Raw genomic sequence first — 20,931 nt, 5'->3', positions numbered from 1 at the left:
CACGTAACCGGCCGACGACCCCGAGGAGGCCCGATGCTGGCCCTCCTCGCCGCGTTCGCCCTCGTCCCGCTGATCGTGCCGTGGCTGGTCGGGCGCCTCGGCTCCCGCGCCTTCCTCGTCGCGGCGATCCTGCCGACGGTCGCGTTCGGCTACACCGCCGCGCAGGGACCCGCCGTCATCGCCGGTGAGACGCCGTTCGAGAGCTTCGCGTGGATCCCCGGCCTCGACATCTCGTTGTCGATGCGGATGGACACGCTCGGATGGGTCCTCGCGCTGATCGTCACCGGCGTCGGTGCCCTCGTCATGATCTACTGCCGCTGGTACTTCGCGGGAAAGAAGACCGGGCTCGGCCAGTTCGCCGCCGTACTGCTCGCCTTCGCCGGGGCGATGTACGGGCTCGTCCTCACCGATGACATCGTGGTGCTGGTCATGTTCTGGGAGATCACGAGCGTGCTCTCGTACCTCCTCATCGGCTTCTACCATGCCCGTGGTGCGAGCAGGCGTGCCGCCCTGCAGGCCCTACTCGTGACGTCGCTCGGCGGGCTCGTCATGCTCATCGGCGTGGTGCTGCTCGTCGTGGAGTCCGGCACGACGAGCCTGTCGACGATCCTCGCCGAGGCGCCGACCGGCCCGGTCGTGGATGCGGCACTGGTGCTGCTCCTCGTGGGGGCGCTCAGCAAGTCCGCCATCTTCCCGTTCCACTTCTGGCTGCCCGGCGCCATGGCAGCCCCCACCCCGGTGAGCGCGTACCTGCACGCGGCGGCCATGGTGAAGGCCGGGATCTACCTCATCGCCCGATTCGCGCCCGTGTACGCGGTGGCCGCGCCCTGGCGCCCGGTCGTCATCACGCTGGGCGTGCTCACGATGCTTCTCGGCGGCATCCAGGCGCTGCGCGAATCCGACCTGAAACGCATTCTCGCCTTCGGCACGGTGAGCCAGCTGGGCCTGCTCACGGTCGTCCTCGGCTTCGGCACCCGCGACGCGGCGCTCGCGGGCCTGGCGCTGCTCCTCAGCCATGCCCTCTTCAAGTCGTCGCTCTTCCTCGTCGTCGGCATCATCGACCACCAGCTCTCCACCCGCAACGTGGGCGAACTGTCGGGCATCGGTCGTCAGGCTCCCGTGCTCGCGGCGTTCGCCATGGTCGCCGTCGCCTCGATGGCCGGGATCCTCCCCACGATCGGTTTCGTCGCGAAAGAAGGCGCGCTCACCGCGCTCCTCGACGAGGGGTCGGCGTGGGGGATCGTCGCGCTCGTCGGCGTCGCCCTGGGGTCGGCTCTCACCGTGGCCTACGGCATCCGGTTCGTCTGGGGAGCCTTCTGGACCAAGCGGGACGCGGACGGCGCGCGCCGCGAGCCCACGCCGTGGCCCCGCCCGCCGAAGGGCTTCGTGGCGGTGCCGGTGCTGCTCGCCGCCCTCACCCTGGTCAGCGGACTCGCTGCGCCGTGGCTCGACACCGCGCTCGCCGGCTACGCCGACACGATCCCCGTTCACGGCGACCACGTCGCGCATCTGGCGCTGTGGCATGGTCTCGAACCCGCGCTCGGCATCTCGGTGCTGACGATCCTGCTCGGGGCCCTCGTCTTCTGGCTCGCCCTGCGGGTGCGCTGGGTCGACCGCGCCCGGATGCTGCCGTTCACCGCGGTCGACGCCTACAACGTCACCATCCGCGGCGTCCTTCGCGCGGCGGTCGCGACGACGAGTTTCACCCAGCGCGGATCGCTGCCGCTGTACGTCGGCACCATCTTCATCGTGTTCGTGGCGTCGCAGGGCACCGCACTGCTCGCCGGCGGTGACTGGCGGACCGACCTCGACGCCTGGCAGTCACCCACGCAGCTCGCGATCGCGCCCATCATGATCATCGCGGGCATCGTCGCGGTGCAGGCCCGGAAGCGGTACACCGGCGTGGTGCTCGTCGCCGTCACCGGCAGCGGCATGGTGCTGCTGTTCGCCACCAGCGGCGCCCCCGACCTCGCTCTCACGCAGATCCTCGTCGAGACGGTCACCCTGGTCGCCTTCGCCCTGGTGCTGCGCCGCATCCCGGCGCGCATGGGGGAGCACAACGAATCGGTGGCCCCGATCGCCCGCGCGGTGCTCGCCGTCGGCGTCGGCCTGACCATGGCGCTGGTCGCGATCGTGGCCACCGGCGCCCGCGTCGCAGAACCCATCTCGGTCGCGTTCCCGGAGCTCGCCTACGACCTCGGTCACGGCAAGAACGTCGTCAACGTCGCCCTCGTGGACCTGCGCGGCTGGGACACCATGGGCGAGCTCTCCGTGCTCATCCTCGCCGCGACCGGCGTCGCCTCGCTCGTGTTCGTCACCCACCGCTCCGACACGCTCTCCGACCTCACCCGGCCGCTGCAGCAGGTGCGGTCCCGTCGGCTGCTCCTGGAGACCGACGACGGCATCCGGCCGCAGGGTGCCGGCGTCACCGGGCAGCGCGCGTGGCTCCTCGGCGGTCAGCGGGTGCGCCCGGAGAACAGATCCATCCTGCTCGAGATCATCGTGCGGGTGCTGTTCCACTCGATCATCATCGTGTCGCTGTACGTGCTGTTCGCCGGACACAACCTGCCCGGCGGCGGGTTCGCCGGCGGGCTCATCGCCGGCATGGCACTGGTCATGCGTTACGTCGCCGGTGGGCGACATGAACTGGGCGCGGCGGCGCCCGCCGATCCGGGGCGCCTCCTGGGCGTCGGGATGATCCTCGCCGTCGGGTGCGCCCTCGTGCCGCTGCTGTTCGGTGCGCCGCCACTCACGAGTGCCTTCTTCGAGGCGGACATCCCGGTGCTCGGTCACATCGAGTTCGTCAGTTCGACGATCTTCGATATCGGCGTGTACCTCGTCGTCATCGGACTCGTCCTCGACGTGCTCCGCAGCCTCGGCGCCGAGGTCGACCGGCAGACGCAGGAACTGCGCGACGAGGGGGTGAGGGTGCCGTGAACGTCTCGCTCGTCCTCATCATCGTCATGGCCGTCCTCTTCGCCTGCGGCGTGTACGCGATGCTGGAACGCAGCCTCACCCGCGTCCTCATCGGCTTCCTGCTGCTCGGGAACGCGGCGAACCTGCTGCTGCTCATCGTCATGGGCCGCCCCGGCCTCGCCCCGTTCTTCGGCGCCGGGGAGAAGGATGCGTTCTCCGACCCGCTGCCGCAGGCGCTCACCCTCACCGCGATCGTCATCACGTTCGCCGTCTCGGCCTTCCTCCTCGCCCTCATCTACCGGTCCTGGCAGCTCGGCCAGGCCGACACCGTCGAGGACGATGTCGAGGACATGGCCGTCCGCGCCCGCGGTGCCGAGGCGGACGAGGCGATCGACGAGGAGATCACCGACGAGGACGACGACGCCACGACCGACTTCGTCGATGTCGACACGTCCCCGATCACCGTGCTCGGCAGCGCGGACGTCGCGGGCATCCGTGACGATGCGCCGACCGATCGCGGCCCCGAGGGAGGCCAGGCATGACCGCCCTCGTCCCGCTGCTGGTCACGCTGCCGCTGCTCGGCGCGGCCGCAACCCTCATCTTCGGCCGCCACCGCCGCATCCAGGTGGGGGTGTCGATCACCACGCTGACCGCCGTCTCGGTCATCGCGGCCGTGCTGCTGGTCACGGTGGACGCCGGCGCGCCGCTCGCCGTGGCGGTCGGCGGCTGGCCGGTGCCGTTCGGGATCGTCCTCTATGTCGACCGGCTCGCCGCTCTCCTCGTGCTCGTCTCGAGCATCGTGCTGCTCGCGGTGCTCCTCTTCTCGGTGGGCCAGGGCGCGGCCGACGGCGACGACGACACTCCGGTCTCGATCTTCCACCCGTCGTACCTGATCCTGTCGGCCGGCATCTTCACCGCCTTCATCGCCGGCGACCTGTTCAACCTGTACGTCGGGTTCGAGATCCTCCTCGTGGCCTCGTACGTGCTCATCACTCTCGGGGGCACGGAAGCGCGCATCCGCTCCGGCATCGTCTACATCGTCGTCTCGCTGGTGTCGTCGGTGCTCTTCCTCGCCGCGATCGCGATGATCTACGGTGCTCTCGGCACCGTCAACATGGCGCAGATCGCCGAGCGGATGACGGAGATCCCGCAGGACGTGCAGCTCGTGCTGCATCTCATGCTGCTGCTCGCTTTCAGCATCAAGGCGGCCGTGTTCCCGCTGTCGTTCTGGCTACCCGACTCGTACCCGACGGCGCCCGCGCCGGTCACCGCGGTGTTCGCGGGGTTGCTGACCAAAGTCGGCGTGTACGCGATGATCCGTACTGAGACGCAGCTGTTCGCCGACAACGACGTGAACACGTTGCTGCTGATCGTCGCGCTCGCGACCATGATCGTCGGCGTCCTCGGTGCGGTCGCGCAGGCCGAACTCAAACGCATCCTGTCGTTCACGCTCGTCAGCCACATCGGCTACATGGTGTTCGGGATCGCGATCGCGACGCCCGCTGCCATCGGCGCCACGATCTACTACATGGTCCACCACATCGTGGTGCAGACCACCCTGTTCCTCGCGGTGGGACTCGTCGAGCGCCGGGCCGGGACCACCTCCATCACGAAGCTCAGGGGTTTGATGCGGACGGCCCCGGTGATCGCCGTGCTGTACTTCATCCCGGCCGTGAACCTCGGCGGGCTGCCGCCGTTCTCCGGCTTCATCGGCAAGTACGCGCTGTTCGACGCCGCCGCGGCCGAAGGCACGCCGCTCATGATCGTGCTGATCGTGGCCGGTGTCATCACCTCCCTCCTCACCCTGTACGCCCTCATGCGGGCCTGGAACATGGGCTTCTGGCGGGAGGACGACGCCCCCGACGAGACGGAGGCCGAGGCGCGGGTCGCCTACCTGCACGACGCTCCGGAGGCTTCGGTGCAGACCGAGCGCCGCGCCATCCCTCGGGTCATGACCGCCGCAACGGCGGGCATGGTCGCGGTGACCGTCGCGCTGACCGTGTTCGCCGGACCCCTCTACGACGTATGCGTGCGCATCGGCGACGCGCTGCAGGACCCCGTCCGCCTCGTGCAGGTGGAAGACGCGGTGGACTCATGAGCCCCACCAAGAAGCGCTTTCTCGTCCAGACCTGGCGACAGCTGCCGTTCTTCCTGTGGCTGATCGCGTTGTGGATGCTGCTGTGGGGGCAATTCACCCTCATCGCCTTCCTCACCGGCCTGATCGCGGCGGTCGTGGTGACACGGGTCTTCCGGCTGCCGCCGGTGGAGTTGTCGGGCCGGGTGAACCTGTGGTTCGGAATCGTCTTCGTCGTCACGTTCCTCGCCGCGGTGGTGCGGGGCTCGCTGACGGTGGCGTGGCAGGTGCTGGATCCGCGCCGCTACCCGGGCACCGCGGTGATCGCGGTTCCGCTGCTCGTCGACGACGACCTGATCCTCGCGCACACTGCGGTGACCGCATCCCTCATCCCGGGCTCGCTCATCGTCGACGTCGACCGTGACCGCCGCATCCTGTACCTGCATGTGATCGGGGTGCACGATGACGAGGACGTGGAGCATCACCGGGCGAGTGTGCTCCGATGGGAGCGACGTATCGTCAAGGCGGTCGGATCCCGCGCCCAGGTGCAGCGGATCCGGGAGGGAGCGCGATGAATCCCCTGCTCGTCGTCATCGCCGTGGTCTTCGCCGCGGCCGCCGTCATCACGGTGTGGCGGATCATCGTGGGCCCGTCGATCCTCGACCGCGCCGTCGCCTCGGATGTGCTGCTGACCGAGGTGATGTGCGTGCTGGGCGCCGACATGGCGCTGAACCACCACACCCGCACCCTTCCGGTGCTGCTGATCATCGCCGCGGTGGGGGTGTTCGGGACCATCTCGATCGCCCGCTTCGTGGCACGAAGGGACCGGTGACGCGATGCGACTGCTCGACGCGATCGACCCCGTCACGACCCCGCTCGACGCGTGGCTCGACGGCGCCGCGCTGGTGCTGATCCTCCTCGGGGCACTGCTGTGCCTGACCGCCGCAATCGGGATGGTGCGGTTCCGCGACGTTCCGACGCGGCTCCACGCCGCCACGAAGCCACAGGTGCTCGGGCTGATCCTGGTGTGCCTGGCGATCGCGCTGTCGCTGCGGTCCTGGCCCGTGGTGGCGTTCCTCATCCCGGTGGTGCTGTTCCAGCTCGCGACCGCCCCGCTGTCGGCGCACATGGTCGGGCGGCAGGCGTACCGCAACGGCACGGTCGACCGCAGCTCGCTGTACGTCGACGAGCTCGCCGACTCCCGCCGCACCCCGCCCGGCGCCGGCGGCTGACGTCCGACGGGCGTTCGTCCGGGCCGGCTGGCGTCACCCGGATGCGGACGGGCGGGGCGTCAATACCAGTTCGTGGACTGGGAGTGGGACCACGCGGAGCAGGGGCTGCCGTAGGCGCGCGAGATGTAGTCGAGGCCCCAGGCGATCTGGGTCGCAGCGACCGTCTGCCAGTCGGCGCCGACGGTCGCCATCTTCGAGCCCGGCAGCGACTGCGGGATGCCGTAGGCGCCGCTGCTGGAGTTCTCGGCCTGGAAGTTCCAGCTCGATTCCTTCTGCCACAGCGAGTTCAGGCAGGAGAACTGGTCGTCGCCCCAGCCGTAGCGCTCCGCGGCCATCGCGCGGGCGGTGGCGCGGGCGCCGTCGGGGGTGTTGGCCTGCGCCAGCGCTTCGGCGGCAGCGGCGGCGGCAGCCTGCTGCTGCTCGTACACCGTCAGGGCGGCGGCGGTCTGTGTGGTCGTGGTGCGCAGCTGGTCGGTCAGCGCGTCGACCGTGAGGGGGTTCAGGGTGTCCGCGTCGTCGAGTTGTGCGATCTGCACCTCGAGCGAGGTGGTGTCGATCTTGCCGGCGGCGGACGCGGCGGTGGCGCGGGCGATGCCGACGAAGAAGTCGGCGTCGGTGTCGACCGCGCGCAAGACGGTGGCGGTCGAGTCGGCGGGTTCGAGGGCGTCGGCGTTGGTGACGCCGAACAGGGTGGCCACGGCGGCGAGGACGGCGGCACCGATGGCGAGGGTGCGGGGGGACGCGGAGGACAGGTGGAGGTGGGGGGATGCGGCGGATGCGGACGTGCGGGGGCGCACAGGGCTCCTCTGTTCGGGCTTCCCCGTGGGCCGGGCCGCCGGGAGGCGGGCGGGCGGGCACGGGTCGGGCGCCCCGGGGCGCGTCGGAACGCACACGATGCGGCGCGGGTCGCCGCATCCGGGGCATCCGCCGGACCTCGGGTCGGTCGCGGTGGACCCGGCCACGCTAGGCGACGATCCTGACCGGTCCCTGGCCGCCCCCTGGCCGCCCGCTGACCGCGACGCTGACCGCGAGACTGCTTCTGCGCGCCGAAGCAGCGGAGTAACCCCGCAGTCTTGGCGCGCAGAAGCAGTCTCGGTGAGCGGTCAGCCCATGAGGCTGGGCGCGAGATCGCGGAGCGTCCGGCGATGTGTCATCCGCGTCACACCGATCGCGGCGACCACCAGCGCTCCCAGCATCCAGGTGAGCAGGACGGTCACGTCACCGCTGATCCGCGCGAGGTCGCCGCCGTACATGAGCTGACGCATCGCGTCGACGACGTAGCCCATCGGCAGCACGTGGTGGAGTGCCGCGAGGGGCGCCGGCAGCGTCTGCCACGGGAAGGTTCCGCCCGCCGTCACGAGTTGCAGCACCATGAGCACGAGGCCGAGGAATTGCCCCACCGATCCCAGCCAGACGTTGAGCGCCAGGATGATCGCGGCGTACACGAACGACGCGAGCACCATGATGCCGAGCGTCGCAAGCGGATTCGCGAACGAGAACCCCAGCGCGAGCGCGAGGACCCCGAAGAGCGCCACCATCTGCACGCCGCCCAGGACCGCGGGCGTCAGCCAGCCGGCGAGCGTCACCCGGAACGGGGAGTGGAGCGCGGTGACGGCGCGGCGCGAGATCGGCTTCACGATGAGGAACAGCGCGTAGATGCCGATCCATCCCGCCAGTGCGGCGAAGAACGGTGCGAGCCCCGCACCGTAGTCGTTTGCGGCCGCCACATTCTTCGACTCGATCGCGACCGGGTCCGAGATGGTGGCCGCCTGATCGCCGCGGAGCTCCGCATCGGATGCGGGAATCTGCGTGACGCCGTCCTCGAGGCCGCTCTGCAACTGGTCCGCCCCCGAGACGAGCTGAGCGAGTCCGTCGTCGAGCGACCGCGCCCCGGTGCTGAGCGCGGCAGCGCCCGTGTGCAGCGCGGCGGAACCGGATGCGGCGGATGCGGCGCCGCTCGCGACCTGGGACGTGCCGGCGGCGAGCTGCGCCGCCCCGCTGGAGACCTGCGCGGCGCCGGAGGCGAGCGCATCGATCTGCCCCGCCGCGGACTGCACCGTCGTGTTGGCCTCGGTGATGCGGGTGCCGAGCGGATCGAGTCGGGCGAGGATGTCGTCGATCTCGGACTGCGCCAGGCCGAGCGTCACCAGCTGCGCGGCGATGGCGGCGCGTGTCTGGGGCAGCGTGTCGACCACGGACTGCGCGGCCGTGGCCGCCTCATCGGCGTAGCCGTCGAGTGTCGAGACGCCGGCCGCGACCTGCGAGGCACCCGAGGAGAGCTGGGACGCACCGCTCGCGGCCTGCGCGGCGCCGTCGGCGAGGGTCGCGGTGCCGGAGGCCAGCTCCGCCGTGCCGCTGTCGAGCTGGGCGGCACCGTCGGCGAGCTGCGTCGCGCCGTCCGCGGCGGTGACGGTGCCGGAGGCGAGCTGCGAGGCGCCGTCGGCCGCGGTGGCGAACCCGGACCGGGCGTCGGCGAGGCCGTCGAGCAGCTGCCGGGCCGCCTGCTCGCCGACGAGCTCCGCCACGGAGCTGCGGATCTTCTCGATGGCCTGGGATCCGATCGTGGTGGCCAGGTAGTTGTTCGCGTCGTTGGTCGCAAGGATCAGGGTCGCCTGGTGGGGTTGCTCGCCGCCGGCGGAGGCGAGCGCGGCGGAGAAGTCCGTCGGGATCGTCACCGCGAAGTCGACCTCGCCTTTGTCGAGCGCGGTCTCCGCCTCGGCCGCATCCATCCGCCGCCAGTCGAAGGCACCGCTGTCGATGAGGTTCTCGGCCACCCGATCGCCGTACGCGGTCGTCTCGCCGTCGACGACGGCACCTTCGTCGGCGACCACGAGAGCCACCGGCACCTGGTCGAGGCGACCGTACGGGTCCTGGTTGGCCCACAGGTAGAGCCCGCCGTAGAGCACCGGGACGATCATCAGCGCGACCAGCGCCAACCGTGACATTCCGCTGGAGGTGAGCCGGCGCAACTCCGCCATCAGCATCGCGGGAACCTTCATCGTGCCGCCTCCGAGGTCTCATCTGCGTCGTCCGCGCGTCGTGCCCGACCATCGAGCACGCTGCCGGACGCGGCGCCGGCGATCACCAGCACCCCGTAGCCGCGATGGGAGAACTCTTCCGCCAGCTCCCACCACACGACAGGGTCGCCGCCGTGGCGGTCGGGAGAGACGAGGACGAGCGCCTCGACCCCCTCGCGCAGCACGGTGAGTTCCAGCAGCAGGCGCAGGCGTTCCGCGGGGGAGACGTCGGCGATGGGGACGCGGGACAGGTCGCTCATGCCGACCTGGGACAGCCAGGTGCGGGCAGCCAGCGGGTTCGCGCCGCGCCCCGCGAACATGAGCTCCTCGGCGACCACACCGTAGACCGAGACGCTCGGATTCGGGTCGCAGACCTCGGGGGCGTCGACGAGGGCGACACGGCGGCGGATGGCGGCGTTGTCCTCGGCGCCGTCGATCAGGACGCGTCCGGTGTCGGGCCGCATCCGTCCGGAGGCGATGAGCCCCAGGACGGTGGGACGCTGTTCCGTCTCGGCGAGGGCCAGGCGCGCCTCGCCGTCGCCGTAGACGAGTGAGGTCTCGGGGAGCGCCAGTTGGCGGCCTTTGGAGACGCCCTGCAGTTCGATGCGCATCAGTGTGCGTCCTGTTCTTCGAGTTCTGCCTCGAGTTCCGGGTGCGCGGCCAGGACCGCGAGGGTCTCGCGCCACGAGAGCCCGGCGATGCCGAGGACGGCCTTGACGGCGATCGCGGGAACGTCGGCGGAGGGGGCGTCGAGCCGGCCGACAGCGGCGCGTGCGGCCTCCTCGATCAGCCGGGCGAGGAGGGTCGCCTCGAGATCGGTGCGGATCGTTCCCGCCTGCTGTCCCGCGCGCACGATCGACAGGATCCGACGGCGCAACGGCCGGAGCGCGGCGGCGGTCGCGGTCACGTGCGCGTCGTCGAGGGCGAGGGAGGCGGCCAGCCGTACCTGCGCCGCTTCCCGCCAGAGTCGTACCGCGAGGCGGGCGAGTGTTGCCGGGGCGTCGCCGTCGTCGAGCTGCTCGGCGATCGCGTTGAAGCGCTCGGCGCCGGAGCGGATGAGCTCGCCCAGCAGTGCATCGCGGTCGGCGAAGTGCCCGTAGACGGCGCGCCGGGAGAGGCCGGCTGCGCGGGCGATGGCGTCCATGGACGCACCAGGGTCGCGCGACACCACGATGCGCGCGGCCTGCAGCAGGGCGGCGCGGTTGGCGACCGCATCCTTCCGCGGACGGGAGGGGAGGGAGGGCAGCAGGGTCTGCGCCGGAGCGGTCAGGGGCGTCACACGAGGAGTCTACGCGCAAAGATGCACAGGCGTGTGCATCTTAGACTCCCACGTCGCCGACACAACGGCGGACATGGTCCCGGACACGCCGAACATCGCCGCACGGATGCGGGGATTCAGACACGATCTCCGCCGTTGTGTCCGCGCGGGCGCGGGGGCGCCCGACCTCAGTCGGTGCCGGAGTCGAACGCGGACGCCTCGTTGGCCGCATCCGTGGCCTCGGCAAGTTCCGCGCCGCGAGCGGACAGCGGTTCGGCGGGCTCGATGATGTCGTCTGCCTCGCCGCGCTCCAGCGCACCGACGAGGGCACCGGTGGGGCCGCCGATGAGACCCATGCCGGCGTACTGCTCCAGGCGGGTGCGGGAGTCGGCGATGTCGAGGTTGCGCATCGTGAGCTGACCGATGCGGTCGGTGGGACCGAACGCCGCATCGCCGACGCGCTCCATCGAGAGCTTGTCCGGGCCGTACGACATGACCGGAGCGGTGGTGTCGAGGATGGTGTAGTCCTCGCCGCGGCGAAGGCGCAGCGTGACGCTACCGGTGATGGTCGACCCCACCCACTTCTGGATCGACTCGCGCAGCATGAGCGACTGGGGGTCCAGCCAGCGGCCCTCGTACATGAGGCGGCCGAGACGGCGGCCCTGCTCGTGGTAGGTCGCGAGGGTGTCCTCGTTGAGGATCGCGTTGATGAGGCGCTCGTAGGCGATGAACAGCAGCGCCATGCCGGGGGCCTCGTAGACGCCGCGGGACTTCGCCTCGATGATGCGGTTCTCGATCTGGTCGCTCATGCCGAGGCCGTGGCGTCCGCCGATGCGGTTGGCCTCGAAGACGAGGTCCACGGGATCGGCGAACTCGACGCCGTTGAGCGCGACCGGGCGGCCACGGTCGAACGTGACGGTGACGTCCTCGGTGGCGATCTCGACGGCCGGGTCCCAGAACCGCACGCCCATGATGGGCTCCACGGTCTCGAGCGAGACGTCCAGGTGCTCGAGCGTCTTCGCCTCGTGCGTGGCGCCCCAGATGTTGGCGTCGGTGGAGTAGGCCTTCTCGGCCGAGTCACGATAGGGGAAGCCGTGCTCGACGAGCCACTCGCTCATCTCCTTGCGACCGCCGAGCTCGGTGACGAAGTCGGCGTCCAGCCACGGCTTGTAGATGCGCAGGGCCGGGTTGGCCAGCAGTCCGTACCGGTAGAACCGCTCGATGTCGTTGCCCTTGTAGGTGGAACCGTCGCCCCAGATATCGACGCCGTCCTCCTTCATGGCCCGCACGAGCAGCGTGCCGGTCACGGCCCGGCCGAGGGGCGTGGTGTTGAAGTAGGTGCGGCCGCCGGAGCGGATGTGGAAGGCGCCGCAGGCGAGAGCGACGAAACCCTCCTCGACCAGAGCGGTCTTGCAGTCCACCAGGCGTGAGACCTCGGCGCCGTACTCGAGCGCGCGGCCCGGGATGGCATCGATGTCGTCCTCGTCGGGCTGACCGAGGTCGCCGGTGTAGGTGCAGGGGACGGCGCCCTTGTCGCGCATCCAGGCGACCGCCACGGAGGTGTCGAGTCCTCCCGAGAAGGCGATACCGACGCGCTCGCCGACGGGAAGGGATTCGAGGACCTTGGACATGGAGTCGATTCTATCGAGCGTCACGGGGTGCCCGTGATTCCGGCGGGAGCGCGGCGCCCGCATCCATGTCCCACTTTCTGTCGGTATGCGCTCGTCAGAGCGACAGAAAGTGGGACATGTTCTGCAGAAAAGGGGACATGGCCGCAGAGTCAGCCCTCGGCGACCGTGAACCCGTCGACGAACACCACGTTCTTCTCCCCGGCACGGATCGGCAGCGGCAACCGGTGGGAGGCAGGCGGGAGCGGGCAGTCGTACTGCGCGGAGAACCCGCAGGGAGGCACGAAAGCGCGGTTGAAGTCCACCACGACGGTCCAGTCGGCATCCGGAGGCGGGATGCGGAGGAAGCGCCCGGATGCGTACGTCTCGGCGCCGGTCGTCTCATCCGCGAACACGAGCAGCAGGGCGTCGCCGTCGTCGATCACCGCGAGCGCGTGCTCGGTGCCGCCGATGGTGACGAGGAGCTCGCCGGCGCAGGGATGGGCGCGGCTGCCCCCACGGTGCGGGAACGTCGAGGTGCGCTCCGGCGCCGTCGGCACCAGTCGGCCCCGCAGCACCCAGTCCGGGTCGAACGGGTAGGTGTCGATGCGGTCGTACGCGCGGATCGCGTCCGAGTCCGCATCCCAGACGCGTAACCCGTACTCCGTCTCGCCGGTTTCCGGGGACCGGCGCTCGACCACGGTCACCGTGACCTGAGGGCCCGCCTCAGCCTGCGCGGCCGCGAGGTCGGGCCGCGTGCCCGTCCAGCGGGTCTCGATCAGGGCGAGGTGCCCGGTCGGCTCGGCGACGGAGGTGAAACGCTCGGCGCGCCAGCGGTGGTGGTCGGCGGGGGTGGACATGAGGGGACCATCCGGGGGAGCGGCCGTCAGGCCGGGCAGGGTGGGGGCGAACGCTGCCCAGTCTGGTGCATCGGGCGGCTCCCGCCGGGGGTTCGGGAGCACCTCGATAGGATGGGGTGTACCGGCCATCACCGAGGGGGAGCTTCCCACATGCCAGGCATCGTCATCATCGGCGTCCAATGGGGCGACGAAGGCAAGGGAAAGGCCACCGATCTCCTCGGTGACCGGACGGATTGGGTCGTCAAGTTCAACGGCGGCAACAACGCCGGCCATACGGTCGTGGTCGGCAACGAGAAGTACGCCCTCCACCTGCTGCCCTCCGGCATCCTGTCGCCCGGCGTGAACGCCGTCATCGGCAACGGCGTCGTCATCGATCTCGAGGTGCTGTTCGGCGAGATCGAGGCGCTCAACGCCCGCGGTCTCGACACGTCGCGCCTGCGCATCAGCGCCAACGCGCACGTCATCACGCAGTACCACCGCACCCTCGACAAGGTCACCGAGCGCTTCCTCGGCAAGCGTCAGATCGGCACCACGGGCCGTGGCATCGGTCCGGCGTACGCCGACAAGATCAACCGCGTCGGCATCCGCATCCAGGACCTCTTCGACGAGAACATCCTGCGCCAGAAGGTCGAGGGCGCCCTCGACCAGAAGAACCACCTGCTGCTCAAGGTCTACAACCGTCGCGCCATCGCCGTCGAGGAGGTCGTCTCCGACCTGCTGTCGTACGTCGACCGGCTGCGCCCCATGGTCGCCGACACCGGGCTGATGCTGAACGACGCGCTGGATGCGGGTGAGGTCGTCGTCTTCGAGGGCGGCCAGGCCACCATGCTCGACGTCGATCACGGCACGTACCCCTTCGTCACGTCCTCCTCGGCGACGGCGGGCGGGGCGGCGACGGGCTCGGGCGTCGGCCCGAACCGTCTCGACCGCATCGTCGGAATCGTGAAGGCTTACACGACGCGCGTGGGCTCGGGTCCGTTCACCACCGAGCTGTTCGACGAACAGGGCGACTGGCTGCGTTCGCGCGGGTTCGAGTTCGGCACCACGACCGGCCGTCCGCGGCGCGTCGGCTGGTACGACGCCCCCGTCACCCGGTACGCCACGCGCATCAACGGGATCACCGACCTCGTGCTCACCAAGCTCGACATCCTCACCGGCCTCGAGCAGATCCCGGTCTGCGTGGCGTACGACGTCGACGGCGAACGGTTCGACGAGGTCCCCGTCAACCAGACCGACTTCCACCACGCCAAGCCGATCTACGAGTACTTCCCCGGCTGGAGCGAAGACATCTCCACGGCCCGGACGTTCGAGGACCTGCCGCAGACCGCACAGGACTACGTGCTGGCGCTGGAAGCGATGAGCAACACCCGCATTTCCGTGATCGGCGTGGGCCCGGCCCGCGACGCGGTGATCGTGCGCCACGACCTCGTGGACTGATGCGCTTCTGGGTGGGCGGCTACACCGCCGACATGGAGGGCGAGGCCGACGGCATCGGTGAGCTGCTCGCCGGTTCGCCGGACGACGTGCTCGCGGGTGGCCCGCTCGGCTACGGCGGGGCGGTCGCGGCGATCCCGTCGCCGTCCTGGCTGACCCCGCATCCCTCTCTCGACGTCGTCTATGCGGCGCTCGAGGGCAAGGGCGCGGTGCAGGCGTTCCGTCGTACCGGGGAAACGTCGTTCGCCCGCCTGGGTGCACCCGTGAAGGTGGGTGACCTCGTCTGCCACCTCGCGGTCGCGCCGGACGGATCGAGCCTCATCGCCAGCTGCTGGGGCGACGGTGCGGTTGTTCGGATGCGACTGGATGCGGCCGGGATCCCCTCCGATCCTGTCTTCGCCCAGCCCGCCACCGACCCGTATGCCGGATCCGGCATGCTCGCGGAGGCGGACGTCGACATCGACCTCGTCGCGGCCGCTCGCGCGCTGCGCGAGGCCGCCGGCGAGGAGTACGCGCACCTGGTGCCCCACCTGCCGGAGCCCGCAGACACTCTCACCGCCGACGTTTCCGCATCGGACGGCGATACCGGTCGCGTGTCTCGCGCGCATCAGGCCGCGTTCCTTTCGGACGGCCGGATCGCGACGACCGACATGGGCCTCGATCAGGTGCGCTTCTGGGCGCCGGCACCGACCGGGCTGCGCCCCGTCGGCCGCGTCGTTCTGCCCCGCGGCACCGGCCCCCGCCACATGGTGGTGCACCCGAGCGGACACCTGTACGTCGTCACCGAGCTGTCTGGCGAGGTCTATGTCCTCGCGCCCACCGAGAGCGGCGGCTGGCACATGATCTCGGCGACCCCGCTGTCGCCGGCGTTCGAGCCCGGTGACACGGCCGCCGAACTCGCATCCTCGCGCGACGGGTACTTCCTCTATGCCGGCGTGCGGGGCAGTAACACGATCGCCTCGGTCCGGGTCACCGGTGCCGGGGAACGGCTCGTTCCGGTCGCGCTCGCGGACAGCGGCGTCGATTGGCCCCGCCACCACGTCGTCGTCCGCGACACCCTGCTCGTCGCCGGTCAGCGCTCCGACGAGGTGGCCTCGATCACGCTGGACGAGCGGACCGGGGTGCCCGGCCGCATCCGTCACCGTACGGCGGTGCCGTCACCGACCTGCCTGCTGCCGGTCCGCTGAGGCGCGCGGCGCGGCGGCCGCCCACCGGCAGTGGTCTGTGGGTCAGCGCGGGACGGTCTTGGCGTCCTGACGCGGGATGATGACCTGCTTGATGATCAGCAGGAGCGATGCCGTGACCGGGATGGCGACGAGCGCTCCGAGCAGGCCCAGCAGGGTGCCGCCGACGAGTGCACCGATGACGACGAGCGACCCGGGGATCGACACGGCCCGGTTCATCACCCGGGGCGTCAGGACGTATGCCTCGACCTGCATGTAGATGAGGTAGATGACGGCGAAGATGAGCGCGGAGACCGGGCTGGAGAACAGCGCGAGCGTGGATCCGATCACCCAGAACAGCACCGACCCGACCAGCGGGATCAGCGTGATGCAGAACGCGACCACCGCCATGAGGAGCGGGAAGGGTAGTCCCAGCGCGAGGTAGAGCACGAACGCCAGCACCGCGTTGCAGAACGCCAGGATGACCATTCCCATGAGATAGCCGCCGATCGAGTCGGTGATCTGCTCGGTGAGGTCGGCGACCCGGGCACGACTGTATGCCGGAGTGAGGCGGTTGAAGGTCTGCTTGATCGAGGGGAGCGTGGCGAGGAAGTACAGGCTCAGCACCAGGATGATGACGAGCCCGGAGATGCCGGTGACGATCGAGACGCCGATCTGCAGCACCCCACCGCCGATCGCGGCGATGTTGCTCGGATTGACGAGGAACTGCTGCACCTGCGTGAGGATGTCGCTGATGGAGTCGCCGAACGTGTTGCTCAGCCAGGCGTAGACGTCGGAGGACTGGAAGTCCCGGATGAGGCTCGGCACATCCTTGAAGAACTGCGCGATCTGGCGCACGACCGTCGGGATGATGAGCATCAGGACGCCGACCAGCACCAGGGCGAACACGAAGTACACGATGACGATGGCCCAGGTGCGGGAGAGCTTCCGCCGCTCCAGCATGCGGACCACGGGGTCGAGCCCGAGCGCGGCGAACAGGGCGAAGACGACGTAGATGATCACCGTCGACAGGTTCGACACGGCGAGGCCGAGGACGACGGCGACGAGCGCCCCGAGGGTGACGAAGAATCCGACCGCGAACGGGGAACGCAGTGCAGTCCAGCGGACCGGGGCCGGACTCTGATCGGCGGGAGGGCTCGAGGTGGTCGCGGCGGAAGGGTCGCTCATGGTCACACTCTAGGGCGACGGGTGGGCCGCGATAGTCTCGATGGCGAGGAGGCCGCCATGACCGAGCCCACGGACCCGACCCAGACGCTGCTGCGCCTGCGCGCCAGCATCGACAACATCGACGCCGCGCTCATCTACATGCTCGCCGAGCGCTTCCGCTGCACCAAGCAGGTGGGTGAGCTGAAGGCCGAGCATCAGATGCCGGCATCCGACCCGACGCGCGAGGAGCAGCAGATCGCGCGGCTGCGGACCCTCGCCGGGCAGGCGGACCTCGATCCCGAGTTCGCGGAGAAGTGGTTCAACTTCGTCGTCGCCGAGGTCATCCAGCACCACACCGCCGCCGCCGGCCGCTGAGCGGCGTCGCTGTGCGCTGTCCCGGCGCTCTCGCCGACCCACCCCTTTCGCATCGAGCCGCCCCTTTCGGTGCGGCACCCAACGGGGTGGCTCGCGCGGAAAGGGGTGGCTCGGCGGGGTATTCAGGGCGCGGTGGTGCTCAGGGGGTCGCGCGGCGCAGTACCGGGAACGAGACGAGGGCGAGCACCACGGTCGCCGCGGCGAGCAGTGCGGTGAGGCCTCCTGCGCCGATTTCGGCGAACCAGGTGAAGGCCTGCACCCAGGCGTTCGCCTGCCCGACCACCCACAGTGCGGCAACCAGCAGCGCCGCCACGGCCAGGATGCTGACGGTCAGCCAGAGCGTCCCGAACCGCTTGAAGATGGTCGCCGCGCAGAAGCCGATGATGAAGAACAGCATCGCGAGGACGAAGAAGAACAACCCGGCGATGACGGGCCCGCCCGCCCAGAGCCAGTCGAGGGCGAAGAAGTACCCGTTCATCCCCCAGCCGCCGGTGACCTGCTCGACGAATCCTCCGACGACGAAGATGATCGCCAGCATCGCGGAGGTCAGCGCGGCAGAGAGCAGGGTGCCGAGGTAGAACTCGCGCCGGGTCACGCTCATCGCCTGCGAGAACGGGAAGGTGAAGGTCAGTGCCTGCGCGCCGAGGCCGATGAGCACCCACAGTGGCGCCTGCGCCCCGCCGCCGTACTTCGGCTCGTGGATCCCCGCGTTCTCCAGGATCGCGTAGATCGCGAGGGTGATGACGAACGCGGAGCCGAGCACGAGCAACGGCACCCAGATGTACGTCTGACGGTTCACCAGCTGCATCCGGACGACCTTCAGCGTGCGATTCATCGGAGTGCTCCTTCCTGGGCAGCAGGGGAGGTCTCCGCCGTATGCTGGGTGAGACGGACGATCAGCTGCTGCAGCGACACCGGCGCGATGTCGAGGCCGCGCGCGGTCAGCTCCTCGCGGTCGGCAGCGGAGAGACGACCCATGACCGTCACGGACGACACATGCCCGAGGCTCTCGCGGTGGATGACCGAGCGGCCGGCGACGAACGCCTCGACCGCAGCACTGTCTCCGACGATGTTCGCGGCACGGTCCCGCGCCGCATCCGTCTCCTCGTCCATGATGAGCCGGCCGCGGTCGACCACGAGCACGCGCTCGATGAGGTTCGACACCTCGTCGATGAGGTGGCTCGACAGCACGATCGTCCGGGGATGCTCGGAGTAGTCCTCCAGCAACCGGTCGTAGAAGATCTGGCGGGCGACGGCATCGAGCCCGAGGTACGGTTCGTCGAAGAACGTGAGTTCGGCCCGGGCGGCCAGACCGATGACCACGCCGACCGCCGATAGCTGACCGCGCGAGAGCTTCTTGATGCGCGTCTTCAGCGGCACCTGGAACTCCTCGATGAGGCGTTCGGCCAGATTCTGATCCCAGTTCGGGAAGAAGAGGCGGGCGGAGCGGAACGCGTGCACGGCCTGCCAGTCGTCCGGATAACGCTAGCTCTCGCGGACGAAGCACAGCCGCGAGAGCACGCGGGCGTTCTCGTACGGGTTCTCGCCGAACACGTGCACCTCGCCCGAGGTGGCGAAGTTCTGCGCGGTGAGGATGGACATGATCGTGGTCTTGCCGGCGCCGTTGCGGCCGAGCAGACCGTAGATCGTGTTCGATTCGATCGTGAAGCTCACGTCGTCGACCGCGACGGTGTCGCCGTAGCGCTTGGTGAGGCCGGTCACCTCGATGACGGAGGTCATAACGGGTTCCCTTCGGAGGAAGCGGATGCGGGATCGGCCACAGCGGCGCGATCGGTGATGAGCCGGACCAGGTCGTCGGGACCCAGTCCGAGCTTGCGGGCCTCGGCGAGCAGCGGAGTCACGAATCGCTCCGTGAAGGCGGTGCGTCGTTCGGCGAGCAGGAGGTCGCGGGCGCCGGGGGCGACGAACATGCCGATCCCGCGCTGCTTGTACAGCACACCCTTCTCGACGAGCATGTTCACTCCTTTGGCGGCGGTGGCGGGGTTGATGCGGTAGAACGCGGCGAGCTCGTTCGTCGACGGCGCCTGGGCTTCGGCCTCGAGGCTGCCGTCGATGATCGAGTCCTCCACACTCTCCGCGATCTGGAGGAAGAGCGCCTTGCCTTCGTCGATCACTCAATCCCCTTGGTTCTCTGGTTCGTTACTTGACTAAATAACCATGCAACGCGAAGAGCACCCGTGTCAAGACCCGGGGTTCCGTGGCGAGCCCTGCCGCGGGGCCGCGGGGATCAGTCCCCCAGCGGGCCGGATGCGGGGGGTTCGGGGCGCGGCGGCCGGTGCGCGTCGGGGTGCGCCGGCAGCTGCAGGGCGACCTTCTGTTCCAGCACATCGATGGCGCCATCGGAGAGCGAGAGGAGGCCGTCCAGTTCCTCCCGCACGCGCCTGTACGCCAGCTGGCGCTCGGCCGGTGTCGCTGCCTCGTCTACGGCTACCGTGAGCAACTGCTGCGCGGTGTCGAGACGCTTGCGCTCGGCCGGGGTGAACGACGAGTCCTTGACGCGTCGCGCATCACGCTCGGCCAGGTCGAAGGCGACGTCGAAATCCGTCACCGCATCCACGTACTCGGCGATCCGCTCGGGGCTCGTGTCACCAGGCGGGTCGGGGCGCAGCCAGTCGGCGACCTTCTTCGCCCGGAGGAAGGCTGCCGTGAGGGGCTGACGCCCGTCGCTCATCGCGGGGTACGCGATCATCTTCGCGACATCGAGTTCATAGTCGAGCCACCGTGCGGTGATCGCGTCGTGATCGGCCAGCGCCCGGGACAGCCGATCCTGCGCGGAGGAGCCCGCGGTCACCGCGGGGGGCGGAGTCGCCCCGGGTGAGGGTTCGAGGCCGCGCTTGATCCGCAGGATCTCGAGGCGGCGCTCGTGCCGGCGCTTCGCCGTCCGCTCCCACGCTCGGCCGACACCGCCGAGGGCGGCGGCCGCCGGGAAGACGAGCCACCAGTAGCTCCCGAAGAACTCGAACAGTGGCTGCACCCCCTCATGCTAGGGCGTGTCAGGGCGCGGTCGGGGGTGGGGGGTTCCGGCGCGGGACGGGCCACACCCGCGGGTGGGCCGCGTCCGGCGGCCGGGCGGTGTCCGGCATCGCGGGTCGCGGCTGCGGCGCCGGCGGAGCGGAGGGCAGCGTGCCCCGGCTGGCCGAGGCGCGGAGGGCGGCGTCTTCGGCGGTGTCGAAGGCGAGGACCGCGGCGTGCACGGCTGCGCGGTAGGCGACGAAGTCCTCGGGCGTCATCCGGGTCGATGCGGATGCGGGCCGGAGGCGCCCCGCATCCCGCTGCGCGTGCAGGAAGGCGGCGGTCGCGGGGTGATGCGGATCCGTCATCTGCGGGAAGGCGAGCGAGGTCTCGAGATCCGTCTCGTACTCGAGCCAACGGGCGAGGAGCTCATCGTGCTCCCGCAGGAGCCGCGCCAGCGGCAGGTCCCCCGTGGCGTGCATGCGGGCCCGCTCCGCCCGCACCTGCGCCCGGCTCGCCTTCAGTGCGAGCGACGCCGCGCGCTGCGCCTGCCGTGCCCGCTGCAGTTCGCGCCGAGCCTCGGACACCGCTGGCCCTGCCGCGAGGAACCGACCGCGCTGGGCGGCCTGCGCCGAGAGTACCTGCGCCTGCGCCGCACGGCTGTCGGCCTGTGCCTGCAGCAGCCGCTGCACCGCTGCTCGCTCCTCATGCCGCGCGGCGTCGACCGCGAGGCGACGGGATCGGCGTCGCCCGGTGGTCAGCCCGGCATAGCCGATCGCCCCGAGACCCGCGGCCGTCGGCGCCGCCCACCACCAGGTGGTGAGGAACACGAGAAGCGGCTCCACCCTGCCATGC

Annotated in this window: 20 protein-coding genes and 1 pseudogene; 9 read left to right on the top strand and 12 right to left on the bottom strand. The window is 70.1% G+C overall.

Annotation, left to right across the window (positions count from 1 at the left end; translation table 11 throughout):
* Positions 1–33 precede the first annotated feature (33 nt).
* Genes NT132_RS13365 through mnhG form a run of 6 tightly spaced genes read left to right on the top strand, consistent with a single transcriptional unit; the run spans position 34 to position 6,222 of the window.
* Positions 34–2,937 carry a Na+/H+ antiporter subunit A gene (locus NT132_RS13365; RefSeq protein WP_297789861.1) on the top strand — a complete coding sequence of 968 codons (2,904 nt, stop codon included), beginning with the start codon at positions 34–36 and terminating at the stop codon, positions 2,935–2,937.
* On the top strand, positions 2,934–3,458 hold the full coding sequence (locus NT132_RS13360; RefSeq protein ID WP_297789859.1) for a Na(+)/H(+) antiporter subunit C: 525 nt from the start codon (positions 2,934–2,936) through the stop codon (positions 3,456–3,458). The genes NT132_RS13365 and NT132_RS13360 overlap by 4 nt, the downstream gene beginning before the upstream one ends.
* On the top strand, positions 3,455–5,014 hold the full coding sequence (locus NT132_RS13355; RefSeq protein WP_297789857.1) for a Na+/H+ antiporter subunit D: 1,560 nt from the start codon (positions 3,455–3,457) through the stop codon (positions 5,012–5,014). Before NT132_RS13360 ends, NT132_RS13355 begins: the two co-directional genes overlap by 4 nt.
* On the top strand, positions 5,011–5,565 hold the full coding sequence (locus tag NT132_RS13350) for a Na+/H+ antiporter subunit E (RefSeq protein ID WP_297789855.1): 555 nt from the start codon (positions 5,011–5,013) through the stop codon (positions 5,563–5,565). The genes NT132_RS13355 and NT132_RS13350 overlap by 4 nt, the downstream gene beginning before the upstream one ends.
* The gene (locus NT132_RS13345) at positions 5,562–5,822 is read left to right on the top strand and encodes a monovalent cation/H+ antiporter complex subunit F (protein WP_297789853.1); all 261 of its coding nucleotides are present in this window, start codon (positions 5,562–5,564) and stop codon (positions 5,820–5,822) included. Before NT132_RS13350 ends, NT132_RS13345 begins: the two co-directional genes overlap by 4 nt.
* A gap of 4 nt (positions 5,823–5,826) precedes the next feature.
* On the top strand, positions 5,827–6,222 hold the full coding sequence (gene mnhG / locus NT132_RS13340) for a monovalent cation/H(+) antiporter subunit G (protein WP_297789851.1): 396 nt from the start codon (positions 5,827–5,829) through the stop codon (positions 6,220–6,222).
* A 59-nt stretch (positions 6,223–6,281) separates the two neighbouring features.
* Here the strand turns inward: mnhG and NT132_RS13335 are convergent, their stop codons facing one another.
* The 6 genes from NT132_RS13335 to NT132_RS13310 all read right to left on the bottom strand — a co-directional run bounded on the left by NT132_RS13335 (position 6,282) and on the right by NT132_RS13310 (position 12,964).
* A complete protein-coding gene (locus NT132_RS13335) occupies positions 6,282–7,019 on the bottom strand; it encodes a phospholipase (protein WP_297789848.1) in 738 nt (245 codons plus the stop codon).
* A gap of 306 nt (positions 7,020–7,325) precedes the next feature.
* Positions 7,326–9,221, bottom strand: a complete 1,896-nt coding sequence (locus NT132_RS13330; protein WP_297789846.1) for a YhgE/Pip family protein — start codon at positions 9,219–9,221, stop codon at positions 7,326–7,328.
* Complete coding sequence (locus tag NT132_RS13325; RefSeq protein WP_297789844.1) at positions 9,218–9,850, bottom strand: hypothetical protein; 633 nt, start codon at positions 9,848–9,850, stop codon at positions 9,218–9,220. Before NT132_RS13325 ends, NT132_RS13330 begins: the two co-directional genes overlap by 4 nt.
* Positions 9,850–10,518 carry a TetR/AcrR family transcriptional regulator gene (locus tag NT132_RS13320; RefSeq protein ID WP_297789843.1) on the bottom strand — a complete coding sequence of 223 codons (669 nt, stop codon included), beginning with the start codon at positions 10,516–10,518 and terminating at the stop codon, positions 9,850–9,852. Before NT132_RS13320 ends, NT132_RS13325 begins: the two co-directional genes overlap by 1 nt.
* Positions 10,519–10,685: 167 nt before the next feature.
* Positions 10,686–12,128 carry an argininosuccinate synthase gene (gene argG, locus NT132_RS13315; RefSeq protein WP_297789841.1) on the bottom strand — a complete coding sequence of 481 codons (1,443 nt, stop codon included), beginning with the start codon at positions 12,126–12,128 and terminating at the stop codon, positions 10,686–10,688.
* Between the two features lie 149 nt (positions 12,129–12,277).
* Positions 12,278–12,964 carry a DUF1684 domain-containing protein gene (locus NT132_RS13310; RefSeq protein WP_297789839.1) on the bottom strand — a complete coding sequence of 229 codons (687 nt, stop codon included), beginning with the start codon at positions 12,962–12,964 and terminating at the stop codon, positions 12,278–12,280.
* Positions 12,965–13,114: 150 nt separating this feature from the next.
* On the opposite strand from NT132_RS13310, the gene NT132_RS13305 reads away from it, so the two are divergent.
* Both NT132_RS13305 and NT132_RS13300 read left to right on the top strand, forming a co-directional pair.
* A complete protein-coding gene (locus NT132_RS13305) occupies positions 13,115–14,401 on the top strand; it encodes an adenylosuccinate synthase (RefSeq protein WP_297789838.1) in 1,287 nt (428 codons plus the stop codon).
* Positions 14,401–15,585: a beta-propeller fold lactonase family protein gene (locus NT132_RS13300; protein ID WP_297789836.1), complete on the top strand. Its 1,185-nt coding sequence runs from the start codon at positions 14,401–14,403 to the stop codon at positions 15,583–15,585. The genes NT132_RS13305 and NT132_RS13300 overlap by 1 nt, the downstream gene beginning before the upstream one ends.
* 42 nt (positions 15,586–15,627) lie before the next feature.
* Here the strand turns inward: NT132_RS13300 and NT132_RS13295 are convergent, their stop codons facing one another.
* Positions 15,628–16,749, bottom strand: a complete 1,122-nt coding sequence (locus NT132_RS13295; protein ID WP_297789834.1) for an AI-2E family transporter — start codon at positions 16,747–16,749, stop codon at positions 15,628–15,630.
* Positions 16,750–16,806: 57 nt separating this feature from the next.
* Between NT132_RS13295 and NT132_RS13290 the strand changes: the two genes are divergently transcribed.
* A complete protein-coding gene (locus NT132_RS13290) occupies positions 16,807–17,103 on the top strand; it encodes a chorismate mutase (RefSeq protein ID WP_297789832.1) in 297 nt (98 codons plus the stop codon).
* Positions 17,104–17,242: 139 nt separating this feature from the next.
* On the opposite strand, the gene NT132_RS13285 is transcribed toward NT132_RS13290, so the two are convergent.
* From NT132_RS13285 to NT132_RS13265, 5 genes and pseudogenes are all read right to left on the bottom strand, one after another.
* Positions 17,243–17,938 (bottom strand): hypothetical protein, encoded by a 696-nt coding sequence (locus NT132_RS13285; RefSeq protein WP_297789830.1) that lies wholly within the window; start codon positions 17,936–17,938, stop codon positions 17,243–17,245.
* Positions 17,935–18,843: pseudogene (locus tag NT132_RS13280) on the bottom strand (ABC transporter ATP-binding protein). Before NT132_RS13280 ends, NT132_RS13285 begins: the two are co-directional and overlap by 4 nt.
* Positions 18,840–19,238: a GntR family transcriptional regulator gene (locus tag NT132_RS13275; RefSeq protein WP_297789828.1), complete on the bottom strand. Its 399-nt coding sequence runs from the start codon at positions 19,236–19,238 to the stop codon at positions 18,840–18,842. The pseudogene NT132_RS13280 and the gene NT132_RS13275 overlap by 4 nt, the downstream one beginning before the upstream one ends.
* 113 nt (positions 19,239–19,351) lie before the next feature.
* Positions 19,352–20,098, bottom strand: coding sequence for a hypothetical protein (locus NT132_RS13270; RefSeq protein WP_297789826.1), 747 nt, complete (start codon positions 20,096–20,098; stop codon positions 19,352–19,354).
* Between the two features lie 19 nt (positions 20,099–20,117).
* On the bottom strand, positions 20,118–20,921 hold the full coding sequence (locus NT132_RS13265) for a hypothetical protein (protein WP_297789824.1): 804 nt from the start codon (positions 20,919–20,921) through the stop codon (positions 20,118–20,120).
* Positions 20,922–20,931 lie beyond the last annotated feature (10 nt).

The organism is Microbacterium sp., from assembly GCF_026393345.1.
In the GTDB taxonomy this organism is placed as follows: Bacteria; Actinomycetota; Actinomycetes; order Actinomycetales; family Microbacteriaceae; genus Microbacterium.
The sequence above is the reverse complement of the archived record's forward strand: the minus strand, read 5'-3'. Positions and strand labels throughout refer to the sequence as shown.